Source organism: Thermoleptolyngbya sp. PKUAC-SCTB121 (genome assembly GCF_016919485.1).
In the GTDB taxonomy this organism is placed as follows: domain Bacteria; phylum Cyanobacteriota; class Cyanobacteriia; order Elainellales; family Elainellaceae; genus Thermoleptolyngbya; species Thermoleptolyngbya sichuanensis.
This window is the reverse complement of record NZ_CP070366.1, coordinates 5268388-5281642: the sequence shown is the minus strand read 5'-3', so window position 1 is coordinate 5281642 and position 13255 is coordinate 5268388. Positions and strand designations below refer to the sequence as shown.

General features: G+C 57.4%; 12 protein-coding genes and 1 pseudogene. 4 read left to right on the top strand and 9 right to left on the bottom strand.

Going from position 1 to position 13255, the window contains the following annotated elements; all coding sequences use genetic code 11:
* Positions 1-241: 241 nt before the first annotated feature.
* Together JTM80_RS21580 and JTM80_RS21575 are read left to right on the top strand one after the other, a co-directional pair.
* Complete coding sequence (locus JTM80_RS21580; protein WP_172353439.1) at positions 242-1186, top strand: hypothetical protein; 945 nt, start codon at positions 242-244, stop codon at positions 1184-1186.
* Positions 1187-1384: 198 nt separating this feature from the next.
* Positions 1385-1870: a 2Fe-2S iron-sulfur cluster-binding protein gene (locus tag JTM80_RS21575; RefSeq protein ID WP_068510758.1), complete on the top strand. Its 486-nt coding sequence runs from the start codon at positions 1385-1387 to the stop codon at positions 1868-1870.
* 273 nt (positions 1871-2143) lie between these two features.
* Here the strand turns inward: JTM80_RS21575 and JTM80_RS21570 are convergent, their stop codons facing one another.
* The 3 genes from JTM80_RS21570 to JTM80_RS21560 form a co-directional block, all read right to left on the bottom strand.
* The gene (locus JTM80_RS21570) at positions 2144-2698 is read right to left on the bottom strand and encodes an NADPH-dependent FMN reductase (protein WP_172353438.1); all 555 of its coding nucleotides are present in this window, start codon (positions 2696-2698) and stop codon (positions 2144-2146) included.
* 382 nt (positions 2699-3080) lie between these two features.
* Positions 3081-3833: a class I SAM-dependent methyltransferase gene (locus JTM80_RS21565; protein WP_172353437.1), complete on the bottom strand. Its 753-nt coding sequence runs from the start codon at positions 3831-3833 to the stop codon at positions 3081-3083.
* Positions 3834-3892: 59 nt separating this feature from the next.
* Positions 3893-4981, bottom strand: a complete 1089-nt coding sequence (locus JTM80_RS21560) for a PIN/TRAM domain-containing protein (protein WP_172353436.1) — start codon at positions 4979-4981, stop codon at positions 3893-3895.
* 264 nt (positions 4982-5245) lie between these two features.
* Between JTM80_RS21560 and hemW the strand changes: the two genes are divergently transcribed.
* On the top strand, positions 5246-6490 hold the full coding sequence (gene hemW / locus JTM80_RS21555) for a radical SAM family heme chaperone HemW (RefSeq protein WP_172353435.1): 1245 nt from the start codon (positions 5246-5248) through the stop codon (positions 6488-6490).
* A gap of 17 nt (positions 6491-6507) precedes the next feature.
* On the opposite strand, the gene JTM80_RS21550 is transcribed toward hemW, so the two are convergent.
* On the bottom strand, positions 6508-7356 hold the full coding sequence (locus JTM80_RS21550) for a DNA-formamidopyrimidine glycosylase (RefSeq protein WP_172353434.1): 849 nt from the start codon (positions 7354-7356) through the stop codon (positions 6508-6510).
* 409 nt (positions 7357-7765) lie between these two features.
* A pseudogene (locus JTM80_RS21545) lies at positions 7766-7993 on the bottom strand (photosystem I reaction center subunit IV); the annotation flags it as partial.
* A gap of 371 nt (positions 7994-8364) precedes the next feature.
* Between JTM80_RS21545 and JTM80_RS21540 the strand changes: the two are divergent.
* On the top strand, positions 8365-9657 hold the full coding sequence (locus JTM80_RS21540) for a hypothetical protein (RefSeq protein ID WP_205370273.1): 1293 nt from the start codon (positions 8365-8367) through the stop codon (positions 9655-9657).
* Positions 9658-9729: 72 nt separating this feature from the next.
* On the opposite strand, the gene JTM80_RS21535 is transcribed toward JTM80_RS21540, so the two are convergent.
* The 4 genes from JTM80_RS21535 to JTM80_RS21520 form a co-directional block, all read right to left on the bottom strand.
* Complete coding sequence (locus JTM80_RS21535) at positions 9730-10683, bottom strand: PhoH family protein (protein WP_172353431.1); 954 nt, start codon at positions 10681-10683, stop codon at positions 9730-9732.
* A gap of 142 nt (positions 10684-10825) precedes the next feature.
* Positions 10826-11209, bottom strand: coding sequence for a KH domain-containing protein (locus JTM80_RS21530; RefSeq protein ID WP_172353430.1), 384 nt, complete (start codon positions 11207-11209; stop codon positions 10826-10828).
* Positions 11210-11213: 4 nt separating this feature from the next.
* Entirely contained in the window at positions 11214-11465 is a 252-nt protein-coding gene (gene rpsP, locus JTM80_RS21525) for a 30S ribosomal protein S16 (RefSeq protein WP_068510770.1), read from the bottom strand.
* A gap of 146 nt (positions 11466-11611) precedes the next feature.
* The gene (locus JTM80_RS21520; RefSeq protein ID WP_205370272.1) at positions 11612-13141 is read right to left on the bottom strand and encodes a SagB/ThcOx family dehydrogenase; all 1530 of its coding nucleotides are present in this window, start codon (positions 13139-13141) and stop codon (positions 11612-11614) included.
* Positions 13142-13255 lie beyond the last annotated feature (114 nt).

Here is a 13255-nt window from a genome sequence, read left to right as displayed (position 1 = left end):
GTGCGTTTGACCACACCTGACATCATTGGACTACAGAATGTCCCTTTCTAGTGCATCGGCGTAGATAAACATTCAGTAAACAACATCCTGTGAGAAAAAGGCGAAAAAGTTGGGCAAATTGAGGCAAGCTAAATCAGGCTAGATTTTTTAATGAACCTTAACGTATCGATTTGATGACCTGCGCTGCCTGAGAGCGCCACTTTAGGAATCCTTTAGTATTAGAGCAGCATTAGAGCAACTTATGAAGCGGGAGGTCGTCCAAGAGTTTTTGAATCAACCCGGTGTCGCTGGGATTGCCCTGATGGATGGGCGATCGCGACCCTACTTTTTTGGGGTTGATCAAACCCTCAACTTTCAGCAGAAAGAGGCGCTAGCCCAGGGGATTCAGCAAGTCGTGCAAACGACACCCCCTGGATTTGAGTATTTTGAATTTCAGTTTAGCGGGCATCGTGCCTATATCTACAAATTTGATCACGGCATGATTTTGCTGGTGCTGGCGACTGGTGAGCTAGTCTTGGCAACCTATGCGCCGCTCATTCATCAACTGCGGGCAGAGCTAAAGCATGATCTGACCAATGCGATCGCCACCTTTCGCCTACTCGCAGGCAACCTCTCTCTGTCGAACCAAAATTACTGGCAGCCCACTGGCCCAACCGGCCCCTCCGCTCCCTCCGCTCCCCTTCCTGCTGCCCCGTGGCACAGTCCCCCTTCGTCCCCTGTTCAGCCTGAGAGAGTTCCCGCGCCCCCACCTGTTTCTTCAGAGTCTATTGCCCGCGATCCGGTTTTGTCGTCGCCTGTTTCTGAAGATGCTGCGGGTGCTGCGGCGTTGCTCCCCGATGCGCCTGCGCCCACGCTCAAGGAACTGCTGACTGCGGTGAATCAAATCAGCCAGTTCACCACGCACTATCTGGGGCCGACGGTCGTGGCCAACTACTGGCGATCGAGCCGTCCGGCGATGGAGTGGCTTGGCAATTTTGAAATCGATCGCACTGCCCGGATCACCTACACAGGCGACGTGCCCGCCCTGTTGCAGACCCTCAGCGATGAGCAGCAGCAGGGAGTTCAAGACTGGACTCGCGCCTTTATCCAGCGGTGTTCTCGCGTGATGCGGGACTTTTCGACGCTGCTGGATCAGGGCGTGCTGGACAATCGCCAAAAGGCGTTTCTGGCGCTGTCATCCCTCTAGGTTCTTTTCGCTGGAGAGATGCGATATTCCTGAAGGGCGATCGCCCTTAATTTCCCTGACTCAGAGCGATGCCTGCCTCAGCATAGCCCCTTTAACCTTGTGTTAGCTCTGTGTACTTTCTGCGGACTTTCTGCGGACTTTCTGTGTACTTTTTTCCTCTGCTTTCCGTTTTGATCGCTAACCTCTGGAGACCCCGTCATGGCTAAAACTGTCCGCCTGGAACCGATTGCTCAAGAAACCTCAGTCGAAACCAACGGCAACTTGCTCTCTGTTTTAATTAACAAAGATCTGGATGTCTTACGTGAATGCGGCGGACGGGGCATGTGCGCCACCTGCCATGTCTATGTCACTGAAGGCATGAACCAGCTCTCGCCGATCAACCGCCGAGAACAGCGGACCCTGGAAGTCATTACCACCTGCCGCCCAAACTCCCGCCTTGCCTGCCAGGCCCGCGTCCAGGGCAACGGGGTCACCGTCGAGCTACCGGCCGGGATGTATATCAACTCGCTGCAAGACATTGAGGTGCTGATCGGGCGACGGGCAGAGCAAAACCTGCTGCACCCGATTACGGGTCAAGTGCTGGTGGAAGAGGGCAAGCTGATTACTCGCTCCATGATGAAGCAGTTGGAAGCCACGCCGACCTTCAGAGTGTCGGAATACTTCTCCAATAGCAGTGAGGCTTAGAGGGTGTTTGAAAAGGTATCGACTGTAATGTTAAGCACTCAGAGGTCCCCCCTAGCCCCCCTTAACAAGGGGGGAAACCGCCTTAAAGTCCCCCTTTTGAAGGGGGATTTAGGGGGATCTTGCACGCTTTGCTACAAACAGTAGGACTTTTCAAACATCCTCTTAGACCGATGCCAAGGGGGCCGGGGTGAGGAGTGAGACGTTGCTCCAGAACCTGACCCCCCATCTCGAACTGGCTCAGAAACTGGCTCAGAAACTTGCTGAGGGACTGGCTCAAGCCGATACAGCGACGGAGCGGAGCTTTCGGGTGTTTTCGACCAGGCTTTTAGCAAAGGCATCAAAGCGCTTGGAGAGGGCTTCATCACTCAGGTTGCCCTCAGCATCAAACGCTTTCCAGGCTTGCCCGATCGCCACTTGCTCTGGAATCACCCAGGCGTGAACCCAGCGCAGGATGGTTCGCAGGTCGTTGAGCGCGTTGCTATTGGGCTGTCCACCCAGGACGCTGATGTTGCCCACTACCTTGTCGGTAAATTCTTCAAAGCCCATCAAATCGAGGGCATTTTTCAGCACGCCGCTGACGCTGCCGTGATATTCCGGGGTTGCCAGAATGATGCCGTCTGCCTGACGAAACGCTTGCTGTAAGCGGGCTACATCGGGATAGTCGGAATAGTCGTCGCCGCCATCGCAAAAAGGGAGATGGAGCGATCGCAGATCCAGAATTTCTACCTCGGCTCCTAACGCCCGGACTCGCTCGGCGGCGATCGCCAGTGCTTTGTGACTATAGGAACCTGGACGCAAACTCCCAGCAATCCCCACGATTTTGACCATTGCGTTAACCTTTTTAACCTCTGTATCGACTTGCCTCTATTCTAGCTAAATCGAACTCGGTATGAGTATGCTTTGCTGACCGGGTCAGGGCTTTGCGGCAAGGGGCTTCAAGGGCAAAAACGCAAAAAACACAAAAAATGCAAAAAACGCAAAAAAAGGGAGGGACTACGGGTAGCCCTCCCAACCATCAGGGTGCATCTACTTATCACATTATGCCATCTCAGGGATGAGGGGTGTCACCCCCTAAATAAAGTTTCTTCGTTTATTCATTGGCATAAGTTATGGTAGTCAGTCTTTTTAATATGCAAATCAAATGTTAGTGTATCAATCACTGCTATCATACGCAAACTCCTCTGTTTTTGCACCTGCTGATCAAAAACCCTTAGCTAAACTTGACCCGATAGAGATAAAAGAGTTCACCGGGCTGTTTTTTCATCACCTGTGCCTTGTGGGTCTTCAGCAAGTCCTGCCACGTGCTGAGGGGTTCCAGAAACACCTCTGCTCCCAGATAAGTTTCCAAAATGGCCCAGTTTTCGGCCAGGGGTGAATCGGGATCAATAACATCGAACACAAACATGCCGCCGGGTTTGAGGACGCGCTGCACCTCGGTCAGGACGGCTTTCCAATAGTCCAGCGGGTAGTAGCAGCTAAACCCAGTGGCGATCGCCAGGTCAAACTGATCCGCTTCGTACTGAAGCTGATGCGCCGGGCCAGGCTGCACGCCTTTGAACAGCTTGGAGTTGAGCTGGGGACCGCGGGCGTTGAGCGTGTCTCGCGCCACCTGGCTGATTTCCTGCCCATAGAACACAGCCTCCCAGTCGCGCCAGGGATAGATCAGAAAGCTCACGCCGCAGCCAATGTCCAGACAGCGCTGCTGCTTTTTGGGCTGGGCAACGTCCCAAAAGGGCGAGGCGATTTTTGCAGTGAGCAGACCCGCCTGCCACTCCTGGTAAATGGGCATTTCGGTCACTTCGGCGGGCAGGTCAAACGGCTCTCGCTGATATTCCTGGTTGAATCGGCGGGCAACAGCCGCAAGCTGGGGCTGCCATTCGTCAGCGCGATCGCCCAAAAAGCTCGCCAGACTGTTTCCTGACGGGCCCTTTGGCGATGACCCAGCCGCTCGATCTTTTGCCATTATTCACTCACTCGATCAACCTTTGACAGCGAGACTTGCAGCGAAACTTTCGTCCTGTGCTATCCGCGTGGCACCGCCGAAGACTGCTCCGGGCGGGCAAAGATCATGCGCCCCGCCGACGTTTGCAGCGCCCCCGTCACCAGTACGCAGATTTCATCGCCAATATAGTCGCCCCCTTCCTCCACCACGACCATCGTGCCGTCGTTGAGATAGCCCACGCCCTGCGCGGGTTCCTTGCCCTGCTTCAAAATCTTTAGGTCGAAGGTGTCTCCGGGCAGATAGGTCGGGCGGATCGCTTGGGCCAGGTCATTGATATTCAGCACGGGCACCTGCTGCAAACTGGCGACCTTGTTGAGGTTGTAGTCATTGGTCAGCAGCATTCCGTTGATATCTTGCGCCAGCCGCACTAGCTTGGCATCAACGGTGGGAATGTCGTCATAGTCGGCCGGGTGGATGGCGATGCGGTCGGGATAGGCTTCCTTGATGCGGTTGAGGATATCCAGCCCGCGCCGCCCGCGCACCCGCTTCTGGTCGCTGGAGGCATCTGCCACCTGCTGAAGCTCTTGCAGCACAAACTGCGGTACTAGAATTTGCCCTTCAATAAAGCCTGTCGCCAGGATGTCTTCGATGCGTCCGTCGATGATGCAGCTTGTGTCTAGCACTTTTGCCGCAGCGGGCTTGAGCGTACCCTCAGCCACTAGCAGCGTTTCAACACTGTTGGGGTTGATCAGGCGCAGGAGCGATCGCCCGTGAGCATCCGCCAGATTTACCCCCGAAAAGGCAAAAATTACGCTGCCCAAAATCGCGGCCAGTGGCTTGATAAAGGCAAATTCTGTGGGAATGGGCAGCAGAAAAATCGGAGCCAGCAGCAGGTTCGCCACCAGTAGCCCCAGCACCAGCCCCACTGAACGGCTGAGCAGCATATCCACCGGCATTTCGCGCACCTGCCGCTCGACGCGCCGATAGGATGTCTGCGCCACCAGCCCCAGTGCCAGCCCCAGCAGCCCGCCAAAGCCACCCGTCACCAAGCCCAGTCCCTCGCGGTTCGTCACCTGGTCGAGCGCGTCCATCGGCAGCAAATCGACGCTGAAATAGCCGATCCCTGCGCCCGCTACAATGAATGAAAGAATGATGATTGCGTCAAGCATAGGTTCCAGTGAAACGCTGGAGAAAAGGCGGCGCGGTCAGAGGTCGCGGTCACGAAGTTACGAGAGAACTGCGGGTGAGGGGAGAGTGAAGAGGACGAGCGGACGGAGGGGCGCACGGAGGGGCGGTCGCCAGATGAGAGACTCGTCAGGATAGCCAGCCTGGAAGTTGTCGTAAGCTCGATGCAGCGGGTTAGCACGTCACGCGCAGGCCCATTCACAGGCCCATTATATCGCCCGATTTTACACCGGAAGATTCCTCTAGCAATGGCAGCCCAACAGATCGCAACAGTTTCGCCTGCTGCTTCTAAAGCCAAACCTCAAGACGAAGTTCCAACGGCGGCCTATCTCCATATTCCCTTTTGCCGTCGCCGCTGTTTCTATTGCGACTTCCCGATTTCGGTGGTGGGCGATCGCGCTCGTGGCGAAACATCGGGAACCATCGCCCAGTATGTCGAGGTGCTGGAGCGAGAAATCCTGATCACTGGGCAAGACGGGCGATCGCCGCTGGAAACCGTCTTCTTTGGGGGTGGCACGCCCTCGCTGCTGTCGGTGGCGCAGGTCGATCGGCTGCTGACGAGGCTCGATCAGCACTTCGGCATTGCGACGCAGGCAGAAATTTCAGTGGAAATGGACCCTGGAACCTTTGACCTGAGCTATGTCCAGGGCTATAGGGCCGCTGGGGTCAATCGCATCAGCCTGGGCGTGCAGTCGTTTCAGGCAGACTCGCTGCAAGCCTGCGGCCGCACCCACAGGCCAGAAGACATTCCCCTGGCGGTAGACCTGATTCGTCGCGCTGGGCTAGATAACTACAGCCTGGACTTGATTTCGGGATTGCCGCACCTGACGCTGGAGCGCTGGCAGGAAGACCTAGATCGGGCGATCGCCCTCGATCCCGCCCACCTGTCTATCTATGACCTCACGGTGGAACCGGGCACGGCCTTTGCCCAGCGCTATCGGCCCGGCGAAGCGCCCCTCCCCACCGACGAAGCCACCGCCCAGATGTATCGCCTCGCCCAGCAGGTGTTGACCCAGCGCGGCTTCCAGCACTACGAAATCTCGAACTACGCCCGCCCCGGCTACTCGTGTCGCCACAACCGGGTTTACTGGGAAAATCGCCCCTACTACGGCTTTGGCATGGGCGCGGCCAGCTACGTGAACCATCAGCGCTTTAGCCGTCCCCGCACCCGCCGCGAATATTTCCAGTGGGTGGAAACGCTAGAGGCCGCAGGCGGCAGGCTGGCGCATCCCACCACGCCCCCCCAAGAACGGCTACTCGATACGCTGATGCTGGGGCTGCGCCTGGCCGACGGGCTGGATCTGCTTAGGCTAGAACTGGAGTTTGGCAAGGGGGCGATCGCCCGCATTCTCACTTGCCTGCAACCCTACGTTCAGCGCGGCTGGGTCGATCAAACGCCCTCCCGTATTCGCCTGACCGACCCAGAGGGCTTCCTATTCTCCAATGTCGTGCTGTCGGATTTGTTTGAGACGCTGAGCGAATCGCCCGTTTAACAAGCCAGACTCGACCATCACCGCTGACACGCCTTGCAATAGTGCGCCGATCGCCCGGCCATCTTGAGCCGCAGGATCGGGGCGTTGCATACGCGGCAGGGTTCGCCGTCGCGGTTGTAAACCCAGGCCACGCCGCCGTAGTTGCCATTGATGCCCTGCACGTCACGAAAGTCGCTAAAGGTGGTGCCCTTGTTGGCGATCGCCGTTTGCAGCACGTCTCGAATGGCGTGGTGGAGCCGCTGAATTTGCTTCGGCTTCAGTCGGGCGCAGAGGGTCTGCGGGCGAATACCGCTGAGAAACAGGGCCTCGTCGGCGTAGATGTTGCCAATGCCTGCGACGAGGGATTGGTCTAGTAAGGCATTCTTAATGGGGCGCTGGCGGCCGCGTAGCCACCGGGCAAAATAGTCTACCGAAAAATCGTCGGAAAGCGGCTCTGGGCCAAGGGCTTGCAGTCCGGTGATGACGGATTCCGGCGGGCGATCGCCCGGAACCCACCACAGTTGCCCAAAGGTGCGCTGATCCACAAACCGCAGTTCTCGGTTCTCTGGAAAAAACAGCCGCACTCGACAGTGCTTTTGCAATGGAGCATCCTGCGCCACCCAGAGCAACTGCCCCGTCATCCGCAGATGCACACCGAGATAGCCAGCGGGCTGGTTGGCTGCGTCCACCAATTCTGCTAGCAAATACTTGCCGCGCCGCCGCCACTGGGCGATCGCCAGCCCCCGTAGCCCTGCAACGAACTCAGTGGGTAAAGCGGGATGGGCGATCGTGCGATCGAGCAGCACATCCGCCCCGACAATGGGCTGGCTGAGCGTCGTTTGGTTTAGCCCTCGGCGGACTGTCTCTACTTCGGGAAGTTCGGGCATGGGGGAGAACCGTTGCGATGCCCAGTAGAAAACGGGAGGAGGGCGATCGCGCCTAGTTCTCAAACTCTAGCGAACTCTGACGAAAAAGCGGGGCAAAAAAGCGAGGTGTCCTACTCACAGATCCTTTCCTGCCGAATCCTGAGATCTTTTCCTGTCGAATCCTGCTGCTGCCGAGTCCTGCTGCTACCGAGTCCTGCTGCTGCCGAGTCCTGCTAAAAATTCGGGTTTCCCAGACAGATTAGCGACCTAACCCCTCTCGGAAACCCGAAACTGCCCTGGTAATTTAGGGTAATTCAGGACTTGTGTAATTTCAGGCCGTGCCTGGTAATCAGGACATGCCTTCGCCTTCGGCCTTGTGGGGCGCATCGGTCGGCTCAGGCGCTTTGGGAGGCACCGCAGCCGTCTTTGCTTTGGCAGACTTGGGTGCAGGCGCAACTTCTTCTAGTTCGCTGAGGGCGAAGTTATTGGTGTTCACACCAGAAGCGCTGCCGCTGAAGCCGTTGTAATTCACCTTGTCAAACCGGACGATCACCGGGTACTTGATGCCGCTTTGATCGACCGAAGCAACCGTGCCGACATCGTTGTACCAATAAGATTCTTTGCGGAGAATCCGAACTTTTGAACCGCGTTCAACCATGAGTGCTTTTCCTTAGCTGATTAATCATCCTGGAGGCCATCTCTACAGATGCAGTCCCAGCGTGAGCGGTCAGGGCCGACCCTTTTGGGCGCAGGAGAAATGACTTTTCATAGTTTGATTTTCAGCGTACTACTCCCACGTAGCCATCTGGCGAGATCAAGGTTTAAGTTTTATTGCCTAACGTGTCTGGGTTTGAACGAGTGTTGCGCCTCTCGTCCCCCTGCTGGCTCCCTATCGCAAACGCAGAAGCCAGAGCAAAATTGCTGCTGAGATTTGCGGGATGCGCTTAAAATAGCGGGTAATCAATACGCCTGTATAGCGTTTGCCGCAGGCAGATTTCCCCCACAGAGCGGTAGCGCTCCGCAACAGCTATGAATAGGGTTCCGCACGGCTCAGCAGCGCCAGAGTTTGCAGCACAACCTGAAGCACAATTTGAGGCACAATTCGAGGCACAATTTGCAGAACAGCCTGAAGAAGGTCATGACGTGCAAATCGGCAACGGACAAACCGCAGATTCAGGGTTTCTGAATTCCTCGGCTCCAGAGTGGTCTGCGGTCGGGTGGTCTGCTGGCGCTGCGGCGATTGACCCACCCCCGTCCGAAGGCCCGAACACCAAAGACGCGAGTGCAGTGCAGCCGCCCGACCCGACCTTGCCGCTATTCCCCCCAGCGTCCCTTTCAGGAAATTCTGCGGTGCTTGCGCTACTCCCTGTCCGGTTTTTGGGGAAGTTGTTAAATCAGCATCCCACGATCTTCTGGAGCGGGGTCTGGGTGATCACGCTGCTCTGTGCAGGCATTGCCGTCACGGGCCTGATGAATCCAGAACTGTCGTCCCAGCAGGAGCAGCCCGACCCGACCGGGGTAGAAGCCGTGCTGCGGGCGACCCGGCTCGATCGGCAAAGATCTGCGTCTCCGTCCGTCTCCTTTGGGCTGCTGGCGGTGAGTTGTGCGGGATGCTGTTTGCTGCTGTCGCGGCGGTTTCAGCAGCCCCAGTCGCTTGCTCAGCCAATGGGCCGCAGAAAACTGCGATCGCCTGCCAGAAGCACCATCGCCGCAGAACTGGAGGCGATCGCCACCCTCGCTTCTGACTCTATCCAAGACCCAGAGCGTTTGCCACCCCTGCCCAGCCGCCAGCCCTGGATGGACGCAGCCCTCTCCGCTGCAAACGCCGAGTCTGCGCCCGTGCCCCCTACTAGCCACGCTTCGGGTTCTCTGGGTTCTCCGGGTTCTCTGGGTTCTCTGGGTTCTCAATTACCGCAAGTCCTGCAAGCGCCCCAATCGCAGGATTACCTGAGCTATCTGCGCGTTCATGCCCAGTCCAGGGCGCAGAGCCAGCGGCTCGCTCGAACCGAAGGGCGATCGCCCTCTCGTCCCCAAAACTCCAGACCCCAGAATGACCCTGCCAGCCCGCACACCATTGCCCCCTACGCGCCCAACCCGGCTTTGCCCGTCGCGTTTCTCTTGCCTTCAGCACATTCTTTGCCAGAAAACGCCTTTTTGCCTGCTCCCATTGCCCAGCCCACACTGCCCGCTGCCACCCAGCCGCCGCTCAACCTGAGCCAGCCGCCCCAGTCCCAGGCAGAGTCCTTGCCAGATCCAGCGTCTACCCTGGCAGAACTGCGGAAGATTCAGGCGAAGCGGGCGCGAAAGGAAACGGAGTTGTAGGGTGTAGGGGGATGATGCCAATCCTCGATTACTTCAACGACCTTAACGACCTCAACGCTCCATTACGCTCCACTACGCTTCATGCTGCTCGTAAGCTGCCACAATCCGCTGCACTAGGGGATGGCGCACCACGTCCGCCTTGGAAAGATTGCAAAAGGCGATGCCCTCGACATGGCGCAGAATCTTTTCGGCGATCGCCAATCCAGACTGCTGATTCATGGGCAAGTCGGTCTGCGTCACGTCGCCCGTGACCACCATCTTGGAACGAAAGCCCAGCCGGGTCAGCACCATTTTCATCTGGGCAGGCGTGGTATTTTGCGCTTCGTCGAGGATGATAAAAGCATTGTTTAGCGTGCGTCCGCGCATGTAGGCCAGGGGCGCAACCTCGATCACGCCGCGCTCCATCAGTCCGGCAATTTTTTCGGGGTCGATGAGTTCATACAGCGCGTCGTAAAGCGGACGCAGGTATGGGTCAATTTTTTGCTGCAAATCGCCCGGCAAAAAGCCGAGCCGCTCTCCGGCTTCTACTGCTGGGCGGGTGAGAATCAGCCGCTCCACCTGGCTAGACAGCAGCGCCTGCACCGCTAGCACTGCCGCCAGAAACGTCTTCCCGGTTCCCGCCGGGCCAATGCAAAAGGTCAGGTCATGGGTGCGAATAGCCTGGACATATTGCCGCTGGCGAAACGTTTTGGCGCGAATCTCGTCACCCCGGCGCGTGCGGGCCAGCACGTCTCGCTGGAGTTCCTCTAGATCCCCCTGCCGACGAGTGTCGAGCGCCTGACGCGCGGTGAAAATGTCTGCCAGGGTGACGGCTTTCCCTACTCCCCAGTAGGGCTCGAGCGATCGCACCAGTTTCTCACACAGTTCAACCTGGCTCTCGGTTCCTGAAATCAGGAGCTCCTGTCCCCGCATCACAACCGTTGCCCCCGTCTGACGAGCCAGCAGCTTCAGGTTTTCTTCCTGGTAGCCCGCAAGGGCGATCGCGCTTTCGGGGCTGGGAAACGGAACGATGGCAGAGTTACCCATGCAGCGGGTCAGGATAGAAGGGCATAGGCGAAAGCGAGAGGATTGAAGTTAGGCTCAAAACTCAAAACGCGCCTCAAAATTTGAAGAAATTTGAAGGCGCAGCGTCGGACATTGTCAGGCAATTTCGGACAATTATTGGGCATTATCGAGGGCGCGATCGACGGGGCATCGGCTTGGCAGAGCCAGAACGACGGTCAACTGGAGCTTCCCGCCCACCTTCGTCTCGTCCAGCAGGTTGCCCACCAAACACATCTAGATGAAGAGAGTAGCCAGAGGCTCGTGCAATTCCCTGCAACACGGTGCGAATGGCTTGAATATTCCGTCCGCCACGACCGTACACCCGCCCCCGATCTTCGCCGTCAAACGCGACACGCACCAAGACTCTAGAGTTGCGAGGCAGCACCTCACAATCGACCTTTAGCGATGCTGGCGATTCCAAGAATGGCTCCAGCAAAAACTTCACGACTCCTACGTAATCAGGAGTCGCAGCAGAATCTGGCAAATCGGGAGCAGTTGCGTCGGACACGACCTCACTGAGCCTTAAGCTGTTCAAAAACGTTTTGCTTTTCGAGGATATGGCGGACGGTATCCGTCGGCTGAGCGCCCTCTTTCAGGCGCTTGATGATAGCAGGCACATTGAGCTTTACTTCATCGCTCCGGGGATTGTAGAAGCCCAACTCTTCTAGCGGACGACCATCGCGACGAGAGGTACTCTTCACCGCAACGATCCGGTAGCTTGCCTCAAACTTTTTGCCGTACCGCTTTAAACGCAGCTTAACCATGCTTGAACTATTTGCTCCTGGGGTAATTCACAAAAACTTGCCGCAGTCCAGTCTCTTATTCTACTATGCCAAGGCTCGCTGTGCAAAAGCATTTTGTGATAGCCTTTGCGACCAACTTGGATTCCTCTCTTGGATTCCTCTTTGGATTACTCGCTGGCCCGACCCCGGCCGAGTGTCGTAATGTACAGCACGGCCTCATCGGGGGGAATGCCCAGCACTTCATTCACCTGGTCGTCAAAAAATCCGCCGATGCCGCTGACTCCTAGCCCTAGTCGCACGGCCGCCAAATTGAGGCGCTGGCCCAAATGTCCCGCATCCATATGCAGGTAGCGATAGGCGCGATCGCCATACTGGGCCACCGCCCGCTGCAAATCTGCCGTGTGAAACAGCACCGCCGCCGCATCGCGGCCCAGGTCTTGCCCTAGGCAGAGGGTGTGCAGCTCTCGCCGAAAGTTTTTGAAGCGAATCTGGCGGAGTTCTTGGGCCCTGGGTGCGTAGTAGTAGCAGCCTTCTTCCAGCCCCTCCACGCCGGAAATGGCGATGAAGGTTTCGATCAGGCTGAGGTCGAAATAGTCGGGCGATCGGTCGAGTCCCTGATCTAGATAGTGAGCGGGCTGGTAGGTAAAATCGAGCAGCAGACGCAGTTCTTCCAGCGTCAGGTCGGTCCCGCTGTAGGCGCGGGTGGAGCGACGCTTGAGCATGGTCTTTTCTAGCTCTGCCAGATGGTCGCCCCAGGCGATCGCCCCGCTTTCCATTGACACCTTCAGGCAAAACGGAAAGTTGTATTGATCCGGCTCGCTGTCGGCGCGGGCGGCGGGCAGGCGATCGGGGATCGGATCGCCGCTGATCTGTGTCATCTGGTGCATGTAGCTCAGCAGCCTGCCGTCGGGAATGTCGGGATAGTCGGTCTGGATGGCGGAAGGGAGCGCCGTCGAGGTGGGCGGCAAGTTTTGGTCGATATCCCACAGGTCGGCTAGGGGAACAATGGCGATCGCCCCTTCCTGCGCCGCGTCCAGATACATCAACTGGTTCACCGCCTCATCGCGAAAGCCGCCAATCAGGTGGGGGCGATAGTCGTTGATGGCCCCTGCCAGTTCAATATTGCCCAACAAATGCCCAGCATCCAAAAAAATTCGGCGATAGGCCCGGTCTTGATAGCGCCAGGCCGATCGTCCAAACACCACCGTCACCACCAGCGCCATCTGGGTCGCGTCCAGCGCCGGATGCCAGAAACAGGCTTCCTGAAGCGGCTTCCAGGCTTCCGTTTCCCAAAAGTGCAGCAGCGAATTGGTCTGGGTCTGGTAATGATACAGCCCTACTGGAAGCTGGGGCGTGCCCCGCGAAATCAGGTAGACCTCGGCCGGGTATAGCCCGCCCGCCGATGGAGCCGCCCGCAGATAGACCGCTTCCCCGTTCAGCATGGTCATTTTCACCGTTAGCCCGTAGCTGCAAAACAGGAAGCGAGCAATCCGATGCCACTGCTTGTCGCCCTTGTCTAGGGCGGGTTCGGCGTTGAGGTAGGGTTTCAGGTCATAGGCTGTGCCGATTTTGTATTCCTTAAAGGGAATAGGCTGGTTGCGCCAGTCAAGCTGCTGGGTCTTGCTGGCCAGCGTCGTGGGATCATATTTGGTGCGATCGTGAAAGTGCTGGGCGATCGAGCGGCGTTGATCTGGCATGAGTTCCACCGTAGCGTTCCACAATCCATCCTGCTCTACGATCTTGACACCCCAAACTCAGTTCGACGAGAGCAATTCTTACAAATTTGGTGATTTGGTGAATCCAGGCGAAAG